We start from the raw sequence: 12,316 nt of genomic DNA, 5'->3' as shown, positions 1-12,316 counted from the left end.
CCGCCAGTGGCGGCGCTGGCGACGCGCCAGCTGCGCCGCCCACGGGTCCTGGCTCAGGCGCTTGCTTCCTGCAGCAGCGCGCCGCCGGCCTTGCGCTCACGCGCGGCACGGATGAAGCCGATGAACAACGGGTGGCCATCGCGCGGGGTGGACAGGAATTCCGGGTGCGCCTGGCAGGCCAGGAACCACGGATGCTGGTCGCGCGAGAGCTCCACCACTTCCACCAGGGTGTCGTCCATCGATTTGCCGGCAATCACCAGGCCGGCATCTTCCAGCTGGGTGCGGTAGCGGTTGTTGAACTCGTAGCGGTGACGATGGCGCTCGGACACCACGTCCTTGCCGTACAGCTCGCGGGCCAGCGTGCCCGGCTTCAGGCGCTGCTCCTGCAGGCCCAGGCGCATGGTGCCGCCGAGATCGCTCTTGTCATCGCGCTTTTCCACATCGCCGGTGGCGGTGCGCCATTCGGTGATCAGGCCGATGACCGGGTTAGGCGACTGGCGGTCGTTTTCGGTGCTGTTGGCACCCTCCAGGCCGACCACGTTGCGGGCGAAGTCGACCACGGCGGCCTGCATGCCGTAGCAGATGCCGAAATACGGCAGCTGCTGTTCACGGGCGAACTGCGAGGTGAGCACCTTGCCCTCGAAGCCACGGTCGCCGAAGCCACCCGGCACCAGGATGCCATCGACATCCTTCAGCGCGGCCATGTCGGTGCCTTCCAGGTCCTGCGCTTCGAGCCACTTCAGGTTGACCCGGGTGCGCTGGCGCAGGCCGCCGTGCTTGAGCGCTTCGCCGACCGACTTGTAGGCGTCCTGGTGGTCGACGTACTTGCCGACCACGGCGATGGTGACTTCATCCACCGGGTGCAGGGTGGCATCCAGCGCGGCTTCCCATTCGTGCAGGTCGGCCGGACCGGCCTTGTCGCCGAGCTTGAGCTGGTTGATGACGATCTCGTCCAGGCCCTGCGCGTGCAGGCCCATCGGAATGCGGTACAGCACGTCGACGTCGGGCACGCTGATCACGGCACGTTCGGAGACGTTGGTGAACTGGGCGATCTTGCGGCGCTCGGAGTCGGGCACCGGCTGCTCGGAACGGCACAGCAGCACGTCGGGCTGGATGCCGATCGAGCGCAGTTCCTTGACCGAGTGCTGGGTCGGCTTGGTCTTCAGCTCACCGGCGGCGGCGATGTACGGCACCAGGGTGAGGTGCATGAACAGGGCCTTCTCCGGGCCGCGCTCGGTGCGCACCTGGCGGATGGCTTCCAGGAACGGCAGCGATTCGATGTCGCCCACGGTGCCGCCGATTTCCACCAGCGCCACGTCGAAGCCTTCGGTGGCTTCGTCCATGCAGCGGCGGATCTCGTCGGTGATGTGCGGGATGACCTGCACGGTGGCGCCCAGGTAGTCGCCGCGGCGCTCCTTGCGGATCACGTTCTCGTAGATGCGGCCGGTGGTGACCGAGTTCTTGCGGCTCAATCGGGTGCGCACGAAGCGCTCGTAGTGGCCCAGGTCCAGGTCGGTCTCGGCGCCGTCGTCGGTGACATACACCTCGCCGTGCTGGAACGGGCTCATGGTGCCCGGATCGACGTTGATGTACGGGTCGAGCTTCATCATCGTGACCTTCAGGCCACGGGCTTCGAGGATGGAGGCGAGCGAGGCGGCGGCAATGCCTTTGCCGAGCGAGGAAACCACGCCGCCGGTTACGAAGATCAAGGGAGTCATGGCTGGGGGTGTCCTGTCAGGAAGGGGGAAACGGCGCCGGCGCGCGGGGCGGCGGACGACGTGAAGGGGGAATCGGGGAGGATCCGGGCGGCGGCGGCGGGATGTTCACGCGCCAGGGCCGGGATCAGGGGGGCGATGACGTGGCGGCCGGTCGGCGAGGTCGGGTCGGCCGTGCCGGTCGCCGTTGGGACCGTCACCTCCTGCTTACCCTGCTGGCGGCCGCGCACGACCAGACCAGTCCATTCGCTGATGGATGACACGTACTGCTCCCGGAAAGCCATAGTTTACAGATTGAGGGCGCCCAGCCCAAGGGGCACGAACGAAGACGCCCCGGCAAGCCGGGGCGTCGGGGAAGCCGAAACGCTTGTTCAGCGCTTCTTCTTGGCCTCTTCTTCCTCTTCCTGCTGGGGCGCCTGCTGGCCCTTGGCCTTCATTTCGGCGTTGGCGGCCGCGCGGCGCTTGGCCTTGGCGTCGGCTTCGGACTGCGCCTTGGCCTCGGCCTGCTCGCCCTGCTGCGCGGTGGACTGGCCCTGTCCGGCGTTCTGCGCCATTGCCAGCGGCACGGCCACGACGGCGGCGGCAATGGCAACGATGGTCAGCAACTTCTTCATGGGGGGTCTCCTCGCATATGGCTGGGGATGGGGCGCCGGGGCTCCGGTTTTCCCATCCCCTACAGTCTATCGCGCGCTCTTCGGCCGGCCCCTGAACGTGCGGCGTGCAAAAAAACCGGCCAGACCGCAAACTTCGCCGTCGCTATGCGCTTTATGAAGACAGATGAACACCCGCTATAACGCCGCCGATATTGAAGTCCTGTCCGGCCTGGACCCGGTCAAGCGCCGCCCGGGCATGTATACCGACACCGCGCGCCCGAACCACCTGGCGCAGGAAGTGATCGACAACGCCGTGGACGAAGCGCTGGCCGGGCACGCCCGGACGGTCGAGGTCACCCTGTACAAGGACGGCAGCTGCGAGGTCACCGATGACGGCCGCGGCATGCCGGTGGACATCCACCCGGAGGAGAAGGTGCCCGGCGTGGAGCTGATCCTGACCCGGCTGCATGCGGGCGGTAAGTTCAACAACAAGAACTACACCTTCTCCGGCGGCCTGCATGGCGTGGGCGTGAGCGTGGTCAATGCGCTGTCGACGCTGGTGGAAGTGCATATCCGGCGCGATGGCAGCGAGCACCGCATCACCTTCCGCAATGGCGACCGCGCCACGCCGCTGGAAGTGGTCGGCAGCGTGGGCAAGAAGAACACCGGTACGCGGGTGCGCTTCTGGGCCGACCCGAAGTACTTCGACACGCCCAAGTACAACCTGCGGGCGCTGCGCCACCTGTTGCGCGCCAAGGCGGTGCTGTGCCCGGGCCTGACAGTGAAGCTGCGCGACGAGGCCACCGACGAGCAGGACACCTGGTACTACGAAGATGGCCTGAGCGATTACCTGAAGGCTGAGCTGGGCGAGCGCGAAATGCTGCCGGCCGAGCTGTTCGTGGGCCAGCTGAAGAAAGATACCGAGGTGGTGGACTGGGCGGTGGCGTGGCTGCCGGAAGGCGAGCTGGTCCAGGAAAGCTATGTCAACCTGATTCCAACCGCGCAGCACGGCACCCACGCCAACGGGCTGCGCACGGGCCTGACCGAGGCGCTGCGCGAGTTCTGCGATTTCCGCAACCTGCTGCCGCGCGGAGTGAAGCTGGCCCCGGAAGACGTGTGGGACCGGGTCTCGTTCGTGCTGTCGCTGAAGATGACCGACCCGCAGTTCAGCGGGCAGACCAAGGAGCGGCTGTCGTCGCGCCAGGCCGCCGGGTTCGTCGAAGGCGCGGCACATGACGCCTTCAGCCTGCTGCTGAACCAGAACGTGGCGCTGGGCGAGCAGATCGCGCAGCTGGCGATCGAGCGTGCCAGTGCGCGCCTGAAGACCGAAAAGCTGGTGGTGCGCAAGAAGGTCACCCAGGGCCCTGCCCTGCCGGGCAAGCTGGCGGACTGCATCAGCCAGGATCTGTCGCGCACGGAGCTGTTCCTGGTGGAAGGTGATTCGGCCGGCGGCAGTGCCAAGCAGGCCCGTGACAAGGACTTCCAGGCGATCATGCCGCTGCGCGGCAAGATCCTGAACACCTGGGAAGTGTCGTCGGGCAGCGTGCTGGCGTCGGAAGAAGTGCACAACCTGGCCATCGCGATCGGTTGCGACCCGGGCAAGCAGGACATCAGCGGGCTGCGTTACGGCAAGGTAGTGATCCTGGCCGACGCGGACTCGGACGGCCTGCATATCGCGACGTTGCTGACGGCGCTGTTCCTGAAGCACTTCCCGTCGCTGGTGGACGCGGGCCACGTGTTCGTGGCGATGCCGCCGCTGTTCCGCGTGGACGTGGGCAAGCAGGTGTTCTACGCGCTGGACGAGGAAGAAAAGCGTTCGCTGCTGGACAAGATCGAGCGCGAGAAGATCAAGGGCCAGGTCAACGTGACCCGCTTCAAGGGCCTGGGCGAGATGAACCCGCACCAGTTGCGCGAGTCGACCATCCACCCCGATACGCGCCGCCTGGTGCAGCTGACGGTGGACGATGGCGAGCAGACCAGCGCGCTGATGGACATGCTGCTGGCCAAGAAGCGCGCGGGCGACCGCAAGCAGTGGCTGGAGAACAAGGGCGACCTGGCTTCCCTGGAAGTTTGATTGCTGATGAAAAATCCCGCTTCGGCGGGATTTTTTTTGGCTCTCGCGGGTGGCAGGCAATTCCGTAGTGCCGGGCTCTGCCCTGCAGCTTCATGCATCTGGGCGAACAGCCGGTGGCCGTCGCATGGTCTGAGCTGGGCCGGCGGGTGCAGGGGTACGGGCTCTTGCGAAACATCCATGTTTCGCAAAGCCCCCGTACCCCCGCCCCCGCCGACCCTCGACGGTTTGTTGGTGGCCATGGGAGATCAACGGCGGTGCCGATCATTTTGATGCGTTACCGGCCGCGGTGGCGTTCCGTGCCGTCGTTCGGGAACCGACGCTACCGACCCCACGCACATTCGGCATGCCCGCCGCGTAGGGCCACGCCATGCGTGTCTGATTTTGGTATCCGCACGCGACCATCTATCGGGGGCGGAAAAAATGAAAACGCTGCTCTTCGCAACCAACCAGCAGACACAAAAAAACCCGGCCGAAGCCGGGTTTTTCGCGTTTCCAAACCAACCCCGATCAGGTCCAGCCGAACAGCTCGAACAGCTTCAGGATCAGGTAGGCGCAGCCGCCGGCGGCCGGGATGGTGAGGATCCAGGCCCAGACGATGCGTTCGATCACGCCAAAGCGCAGCGAACGCGGGTTCTTGGCGTAACCCACGCCCATGATGGCGGTGGAGATGCTGTGGGTGGTCGAAACCGGCATGCCGAAGTGCGCGGCCAGGGTCAGGATCGTGGCCGAGCTGGTCTCGGCCGCGAAGCCGTGGATCGGGTGCAGCTTGACCATCTTGTGGCCCAGCGTCTTGATGATCTTCCAGCCGCCCGAGGCGGTACCGGCGGCCATCACCACCGCGCAGGTCAGCACGATCCACATCGCGATGCCGTCACCGGCGTGCGCGTCCGGGTGCATGAAGGCCAGCCAGGACGGCAGGTCGTTCAGTGCCCCGGTCGCCTCGGCGCCGATCAGGGTCATGGCGATGATGCCCATGGTCTTCTGCGCGTCGTTGTGGCCGTGGGCGAAGCCCATGTAAGCCGCCGAGACGATCTGCGCCTTGCCGAAGAACGCGTTGACGATGCGCGGGCGGGCCAGGCGGCCCAGCCAGCCACCGGCCTTGGCCATGCCCGCGATGATCGCCCACAGCAGCAGCATCACCACGATGCCGAGCAGGAAGCCGGCGATCGGCGAGGTGATCATCGGCAGGAACACCTTCCACAGCAGGCCCTTGTTCTGCGCCCAGGTGCCGATGCGTTCGGACCAGATCAGCGCGTCCCAGTTGTTGTGGGCGGCGGCCAGGCCGGCGCCGCACAGGCCACCGATCAGCGCGTGCGAGGACGACGACGGCAGGCCCTTCCACCAGGTGATCAGGTTCCAGATGATGCCTCCCAGCAGCGCGCACAGGATCACCTGCGGGGTCACGTCAACCACGCCGGTGTTGAGCAGGCCCGAGGCGATGGTCAGCGCCACGGCGGTGCCGGTCAGGGCGCCGATGAGGTTCATGAAAGCGGCGAGCATCACCGCCCAGCCGGGCGAGAGCACCTTGGTCGCCACCACGGTGGCGATGGAGTTGGCGGTGTCGTGGAAGCCGTTGATGAACTCGAAGACGAGCGCGGCCAGGATCACCACCAGAACGAGGGTCAGCATGCTGTGGCGTCCGTCAGCTGTTCTTCAGCACGATCTGGTAGGCCACCACACCGGCCTCGCGGCAACGGTCGATGGCCTTTTCCAGGATCTCGAAGAATTCCTTGAGCAGGAACATCTGCAGGTTGTCCAGGCGACCGGAGTAGATGTCGCGGTACAGCTCGAGCATCAGGCGGTCGGCTTCGTTCTCCAGTGCACGCAGCTTCTCGTTGAGCGCGGTCATCCGGTCCAGGTTCATGTTGCGCAGGTCGTGGACCATCTCCACCACCACGCTGGCGGCCTGTTCGAGCATCGCCGCGCGCGGCGCGAAATCGATGTGTTCCAGATGCTTGGTGGCCAGCGAGTAGCGGTCGGCGAACTTCTCGACCTGCTTGGGAATCTTGTACAGCGCCGAGCCCAGCGCTTCGATGTCTTCGCGCTCGATCGGGGTCATGAAGCTGTCCACCAGCGCCTGGCTGATCTTGTCCGAGGCGGCGCGTTCGCGCAGGCGGGCCAGCTTGAACGCGTCAAGCGCGGGCTGCCGGTCGGCGTCGCGCAGCATCGAATGCAGCGCCTTGGCGCTGTCGTAGGCCGCCTGGGCAGCCTCGTCCAGCAGGGTGTAGAACTGTTTGCCGGAGCCGAAAATGGTCTGCAGAGAGAACATTGAGAAACCTATTCGCCGTCGAGGAAGGACGGCACCGGGCGGAATTATGACGGTTTGATGTCCAATCCGGGTACTCCCGTCGTCTTCACACTGCCACCGGGCCACCTGAACGACCCTGTTTGCACCCCTCCCCCCGGCTTTTGTTAAGATGCGCGGGCACCTTCGGGTGCACTCTATGGACGACGACCCTTATCCCCCGCCGCGCCCGCCAGGCCTGACCTGGCCCGGTAGCCGCCCGCGCTTGAACACGCCCTCCCTGCCACCAACCGGGGAAGACGCCCGTGTTTGAACTCATCATCGTACTGGCCCTGATTCTGCTCAACGGCTTCTTTGCCATGTCCGAAATGTCGGTCATGACCTCGCGCAAGAGCCGGCTCAAGCAGATGGCCGCCACCAGCAAGCGGGCACAGCGCGCGCTGGAACTGTCGGAAAAGCCGGAAAGCTTCCTGTCCACCGTCCAGATCGGCATCACCCTGATCGGCATCCTGACGGGTGTTTACGGCGGCGATGCCATCGGCAGCGCCATCGCCCTGAACCTGCAGAGCCTGTTCCCGGCGCTGTCGGCCAATTTCCCGCTGTTCAATGAACCGCAGCCCTGGTCGGCGGTGATCGGCAAGACCCTCGCCGTGGCCCTGATCACGTTCCTGACGCTGATCTTCGGCGAACTGGTACCCAAACGTCTCGCCATCACCCGTTCCGAGGACATCGCCGGACTGGTCGCGCTACCCATGAGCGGGCTGGCCCGGATTGCCTTCCCGTTCGTGTGGCTGCTTTCTCACACCACACGGCTGGTTCTGCGCCTGCTGGGACTGGGCAAGGACGAAGCGGCCAGCGTGACCGAAGAGGAGATCCGCATGCTGGTGGCTGAGAGCCACGAGGCCGGCGTGATCGACGCGCATGAGCGCGACATGATGAACCGGGTGATGCGCCTGGGCGACCGCACTGCCGACAGCCTGATGACCCCGCGCAACCGGATCGCCTGGCTGGATACCCAGGCCGACGCGGAGAAGAACCTGGCCACCATGCGCGAGCACGAGTTCTCGCGCTACCCGGTGTTCCGCGGCAACGACCAGGACATCGTCGGCGTGCTCGAGGTCAAGAGCCTGGTCACCCGCCTGGCGCGCGATGAGCACTCGCTGTTCCAGCAACTGCGCGAGCCGCTGTATGTTTCCGAATCCACCCATGCGATGAAGCTGCTGGAGATCTTCCGCGAGGAGCAGCAGTCGGTGGCGCTGGTGGTGGATGAGTACGGCGAGATCCAGGGGCTGGTGACCATCAGCGACCTGATGGGCGCGGTGGTCGGCCGCATGCAGTCGGTGGAGAACGTCGACGAGGACGCGCTGGTGGTGACCCGCGAGGACGGCTCGCTGCTGGTGGACGGGTCATTGTCGATCGAAGACCTGCGCGAACTGATGGGCAACGCCGAACTGCCCGATGCCGATGACGGCGACTACTACACGCTGGCCGGCATGTGCATCCACTACTTCGGCCGCATTCCGCATGCCGGGGAATACTTCGACTGGGCCGGCTGGCGCATCGAGATCGTCGACCTGGACGGCGCGCGCGTGGACAAGCTGCTGCTGCGCACGCTGGCCGAAGAGGAGACTGATGAACTCACCGGCTGATCCGCCTCCGGCGCCGGACCAGGGCCGGCCGGAATACCAGAACGAAGGCATCCGTACGCTGCTGGCGATGTTCGACCACGGCGATCCCGATGAACGCCTGCGCCTGGGGCAGATCCTGCAGGGCCTGCAGCAGAGCGCGTTCGGCGTGTTCCTGTTCATTGCGATCCTGCCGTCGTTCATTCCGGTTCCCGGGCTGGGCGGCGCCGTGAGCGGTCCGCTGGTAGTCCTGATCGGCGTGCAGATGCTGTGCGGCATGCGGCGCCCGTGGCTGCCGGGCTTCATCGCCAACCGCGGGCCGCGACGCGGCACGATGCATAAATTCCTGGGGAAGATCGACGGCGCGCTGCGCCGTCTGGATCGCATGCTCAAGCCGCGTCGTCCGGCCCTTCTCGTGCCCTTGCCGGCGCATGCATTCACCGGCCTGCTGCTGGTGCTGACCGGCGTGCTGCTGTCGCTGCCGATCCCGTTCACCAACTACCTGTTCGGGTTCCAGCTGCTGCTGTTCTCGCTGGCGCTGCTGGAACGCGACGGCTCCCTGATGCTGGTCAACTGGATCGGCGCGATTGCCGCGGTGCTGTTCTTCAGCTTCAGCTCCGGCCAGTTGGTGCACTACCTGACCGAGCTGTTCCAGCGCTGGTTCTAACGCAGGTCCACGACGCCGTTGTCGGACAAGGTGCTGGGGTCATCGCTGACGGCGGAGAGCACGAAGCTCAGCGCCTTGCCCAGCAGCGTGCCGGGGCCGTCCCAGTACTCTGCCGACTCGGCACGCACGTGGATGAGCCGCAGGTTCGGATCGTCCTTGCCGCCGGGGAAGAACAGCTTCATCGGCGGCGACCACAGTTCCTCCACCTTGGCGCGGTCGTCGACGATGCGCGCGATGCCCGCCACCGAGACGTAGGTGTTCTTAGACTGCGAGGCATAGGCCACGTTGACGCGCGGATTGAGCGCGATCTCGGCCACTTTGGGGCTGTCGGCGGCGGTGGCGAACCACAGGTCGCCGTCGAATTCGACTTCCTGGGTGCCCAGCGGGCGGCTGTACAGGCGCCCGTCCACGCCGGTGGTGGTGAACATGGCGATGTCCACGTCGCGGATCAGTTCGGCCAGCTGTTCGATGTGCTGCTGGCGATCTTGGTCGGCCATGCGGTGACTCCTGGAATAAGGAGCTCCATCACACCGGAAGGGTGGGAATGGCGACGTGAACCGGATGGTCACGTCGCCTTCGCGTGGCATGTCGTGGAGAGCCGCACAGCCGGTACATCATTTACCGGGCGCGTGGCGACGCGTTCAACGTCAGAACCGGTCAGCAAGGTCGCGGCGCGCCTGCATCGCCAACCCGAACGAGCGCCTGCGCGCGCCATGGTCGTAGATGTTGGCGGTCAGCAGCAGTTCGTCGGGCTTGTGGCGTGCGGCGAACGCGGCCATGCCTTCGCTGACCTGGCGCTGGTCGCCGACCACCGCGCAGGCCAGCGCGTTCTGCACGCCGATCTTCTCGTGCGGCTGCCAGAAGGCTTCGATGTCGTCGATCGGCGGTGGAATCAGGCCCGGCAGGCCGCGACGCAGGTTGACGAAGCTCTGCTGCTGGGTGGTGAACAGGCGCTTGGCCTCGGCTTCGGATTCGGCCGCCACCACGTTCAGGCCCAGCACCGCGTACGGCGCGGTGAGGTACTGCGAGGCGCGGAACTCGCGGCGATACACCGCCAGCGCTTCGTCCATCGCATCCGGGGCGAAATGCGAAGCGAAGGCAAACGGCAGGCCCATTGCCGCCGCCAAGCGTGCACTGAACAGGCTGGAGCCCAGCAGCCACACCGGCACCGGGATGCCCGCGCCGGGGACCGCGCGCACGGCCTGCCCGGGCTGCGCCGGCTCGAAATAGTGCAGCAGCTCGCGCACGTCCTGCGGGAACTGGTCGGCGCTGTCGAAGTAGCGCCGCAGGGCGCGCGCGGTGGGCTGGTCGGTGCCCGGCGCGCGGCCCAGGCCGAGGTCGATGCGGTCCGGGTACAGCGAGGCGAGCGTGCCGAACTGTTCGGCCACCTGCAGCGGGGAGTGGTTCGGCAGCATGATCCCGCCAGCCCCGACGCGGATGCGCTGGGTGCCGCCGGCCACGTGGCCGATCAGCACCGCAGTGGCGGCGCTGGCGATGCCTGGCATGTTGTGGTGCTCGGCCAGCCAGTAGCGGTGGAAGCCCCAGCCTTCTGCGTGCTGGGCCAGGTCCAGCATGTTGGCAAAGGCCTGGGTGGTATCGCTGCCCTCGCAGACCGGGGCCAGATCAAGAATCGACAGTTGCATGGGGCGTTCCATCAAAGGTTATCCCCTGTTGATGGGGGCGCCGCTCGAAGGACACCATGGCCGCTGGCGGAATGCTGATTCCCGCGCGATATCAATCGGCGGCCTGGTCAACCAGCGGCTTCAATTCCGCGTCGAGGGCCACGCGTTCATCGAACACGAAACAGCGGCCGTCGTAGCCTTCGCCGCCCACGGCCTCGAAGTAGCCGAGGATGCCGCCGTCCAGCTGCAGCACGTTGTCCATGCCGTCGTTGCGCATCCACAGCGCGGCCTTTTCGCAGCGGATGCCACCGGTGCAGAAGCTGACCACGGTGCTGTCACGCAACGCGTCGCGGTGCGGGGCCAGTGCCTCGGGCAGGTCGGTGAACTTTGTTATCGGCAGCACCAGCGCATCCTGGAAGGTGCCGTACTCGATTTCCTGGGTATTGCGGGTATCGAGCATGACCACCGGCTTGCCGTCATCGTCATGGCCCTGGCGCAGCCAGCGCTGCACCGTGGCCGGGTCCACCGAGGGGGCGCGTGGATAGGCCAGCGGCTGGCCGTCGTCGATGCGGAAGCTGATGATCTCTGGCTTGACCTTGGCCTTGAGCCGGGCGAACGGCTGCATCCGGCTGTAGCTGGTCTTCACCCGCAGCCCCTCGAAGCGCGGATCGGCGCGCAGCGCGGCGTAGAAGCCGTCGATGCCGGCTTCAGGGCCGGCCAGGAACAGGTTGATGCCCTCGCCCGCCACCAGCACGGTGCCACGCAGTGCGGCCGCCTCGGCGCGCGCCAGCAGCGTGGCACACAGCGCGTCCGGGTCGGCGATCGGGGTGAAGTGATAGGCGGCGGTATTGGCGATCATCCGCCCATTTTACCCGGGCCCCGCCCCACCCGCCCAACCGGCCATTCAGCCGCGCAGCAGCACGAACGGCAGCAGTACCAGCGCGGCGGCCACCAGCATGCCGGCCAGCACCGCCACCACGAACAGCGGGCGGCGCCGCAGCAGCGTGCCGAAGGTTTCGGCGCTGCCGTCGGCCAGCGCGGCCTGGCGCTCGGCGCGGACCCGCTCGCCGCGCGCCTGCTGGTACTCGGCCATCAGGGCCTTGGCCCGGGGCTGGTCGGCGTCGTCGCGGATCCAGATCCCGCCAAAGGAGATTCCCCACGGGCTGGGTTCGGTGCGGTAATGGGCGATGCCCGCCCGGTCCAGCAGGGTGATCACATCCTGGATTTCATCGTCCGCGACATTGCGCAGGTTGAGCAGCAGTTTCGACATGCGCCCATGATAGCGCCCGGCGATGCGCTACCCTTGCGTCCCATTTTCCATCCGGTGCCGCCCATGCGTGCTCTGCCGAAGTTCCTGCTCGTTCCCGCGCTGCTGTCGCTGCTGGCCGCCTGCACCCCGCCCGGCCCGCCGCCGGGTGGCAGCATCGCCGCCTTCGAGAAGATCGACACCCAGCCCGGCACCGGTGCCGAGGCCACCCCGGGCAGCACCATCGTGGTCCATTACACCGGCTGGGTGTACGACGAGAAAGCCGCCGACAAGCACGGCGAAAAGTTCGACAGCTCGGTCGATCGCGGCGAGCCGTTCAGCTTCGGGCTGGGCCAGGGCCGGGTGATCAGAGGCTGGGACGAAGGCTTTGCCGGCATGAAGGTCGGCGGCAAGCGCACCCTGATGATTCCGGCTGACTACGGCTATGGCGCCTCCGGCGCCGGCCCGATCCCGCCGAACGCCTCGCTGGTGTTCGATGTCGAGCTGCTCGACGTCAAGCCGCGCTGAA

General features: G+C 66.5%; 13 protein-coding genes. 4 read left to right on the top strand and 9 right to left on the bottom strand.

Annotation, left to right across the window (positions count from 1 at the left end; genetic code table 11):
* Positions 1–53: 53 nt before the first annotated feature.
* The 3 genes from BAY15_RS07900 to BAY15_RS07890 all read right to left on the bottom strand — a co-directional run bounded on the left by BAY15_RS07900 (position 54) and on the right by BAY15_RS07890 (position 2,329).
* Positions 54–1,718, bottom strand: a complete 1,665-nt coding sequence (locus BAY15_RS07900; protein WP_068850828.1) for a CTP synthase — start codon at positions 1,716–1,718, stop codon at positions 54–56.
* Entirely contained in the window at positions 1,715–1,978 is a 264-nt protein-coding gene (locus BAY15_RS07895) for a hypothetical protein (protein ID WP_157771708.1), read from the bottom strand. The genes BAY15_RS07900 and BAY15_RS07895 overlap by 4 nt, the downstream gene beginning before the upstream one ends.
* 108 nt (positions 1,979–2,086) lie before the next feature.
* Positions 2,087–2,329: a hypothetical protein gene (locus BAY15_RS07890; protein WP_068850822.1), complete on the bottom strand. Its 243-nt coding sequence runs from the start codon at positions 2,327–2,329 to the stop codon at positions 2,087–2,089.
* A gap of 163 nt (positions 2,330–2,492) precedes the next feature.
* Here BAY15_RS07890 and parE point away from each other — a divergent pair, with 163 nt between their 5' ends.
* On the top strand, positions 2,493–4,382 hold the full coding sequence (parE, locus tag BAY15_RS07885) for a DNA topoisomerase IV subunit B (protein ID WP_068850819.1): 1,890 nt from the start codon (positions 2,493–2,495) through the stop codon (positions 4,380–4,382).
* 507 nt (positions 4,383–4,889) lie between these two features.
* On the opposite strand, the gene BAY15_RS07880 is transcribed toward parE, so the two are convergent.
* Both BAY15_RS07880 and BAY15_RS07875 read right to left on the bottom strand, forming a co-directional pair.
* Positions 4,890–6,011, bottom strand: a complete 1,122-nt coding sequence (locus BAY15_RS07880) for an inorganic phosphate transporter (protein ID WP_068850816.1) — start codon at positions 6,009–6,011, stop codon at positions 4,890–4,892.
* A gap of 13 nt (positions 6,012–6,024) precedes the next feature.
* Complete coding sequence (locus BAY15_RS07875; protein WP_068850813.1) at positions 6,025–6,651, bottom strand: DUF47 domain-containing protein; 627 nt, start codon at positions 6,649–6,651, stop codon at positions 6,025–6,027.
* Between the two features lie 281 nt (positions 6,652–6,932).
* Here BAY15_RS07875 and BAY15_RS07870 point away from each other — a divergent pair, with 281 nt between their 5' ends.
* Together BAY15_RS07870 and BAY15_RS07865 are read left to right on the top strand one after the other, a co-directional pair.
* A complete protein-coding gene (locus BAY15_RS07870) occupies positions 6,933–8,276 on the top strand; it encodes a hemolysin family protein (protein ID WP_068850810.1) in 1,344 nt (447 codons plus the stop codon).
* Positions 8,260–8,919 (top strand): exopolysaccharide biosynthesis protein, encoded by a 660-nt coding sequence (locus BAY15_RS07865; RefSeq protein ID WP_068850807.1) that lies wholly within the window; start codon positions 8,260–8,262, stop codon positions 8,917–8,919. Before BAY15_RS07870 ends, BAY15_RS07865 begins: the two co-directional genes overlap by 17 nt.
* Here the strand turns inward: BAY15_RS07865 and BAY15_RS07860 are convergent.
* The 4 genes from BAY15_RS07860 to BAY15_RS07845 all read right to left on the bottom strand — a co-directional run bounded on the left by BAY15_RS07860 (position 8,916) and on the right by BAY15_RS07845 (position 11,811).
* The gene (locus BAY15_RS07860; RefSeq protein WP_068850805.1) at positions 8,916–9,416 is read right to left on the bottom strand and encodes a pyridoxamine 5'-phosphate oxidase family protein; all 501 of its coding nucleotides are present in this window, start codon (positions 9,414–9,416) and stop codon (positions 8,916–8,918) included. The two genes, BAY15_RS07865 and BAY15_RS07860, sit on opposite strands and share 4 nt — an antisense overlap.
* A 150-nt stretch (positions 9,417–9,566) precedes the next feature.
* A complete protein-coding gene (locus BAY15_RS07855) occupies positions 9,567–10,562 on the bottom strand; it encodes an LLM class flavin-dependent oxidoreductase (RefSeq protein ID WP_068854627.1) in 996 nt (331 codons plus the stop codon).
* Between the two features lie 91 nt (positions 10,563–10,653).
* Positions 10,654–11,400 carry a sulfurtransferase gene (locus tag BAY15_RS07850; protein WP_068850802.1) on the bottom strand — a complete coding sequence of 249 codons (747 nt, stop codon included), beginning with the start codon at positions 11,398–11,400 and terminating at the stop codon, positions 10,654–10,656.
* 45 nt (positions 11,401–11,445) lie between these two features.
* Complete coding sequence (locus tag BAY15_RS07845) at positions 11,446–11,811, bottom strand: DUF6164 family protein (protein WP_068850799.1); 366 nt, start codon at positions 11,809–11,811, stop codon at positions 11,446–11,448.
* A 63-nt stretch (positions 11,812–11,874) separates the two neighbouring features.
* Here BAY15_RS07845 and BAY15_RS07840 point away from each other — a divergent pair, with 63 nt between their 5' ends.
* On the top strand, positions 11,875–12,315 hold the full coding sequence (locus BAY15_RS07840; RefSeq protein ID WP_068850796.1) for an FKBP-type peptidyl-prolyl cis-trans isomerase: 441 nt from the start codon (positions 11,875–11,877) through the stop codon (positions 12,313–12,315).
* Position 12,316 lies beyond the last annotated feature (1 nt).

This window comes from Stenotrophomonas rhizophila (assembly GCF_001704155.1).
Lineage (GTDB): Bacteria > Pseudomonadota > Gammaproteobacteria > Xanthomonadales > Xanthomonadaceae > Stenotrophomonas > Stenotrophomonas rhizophila_A.
This window is presented reverse-complemented; position numbering and strand designations above follow the sequence as displayed.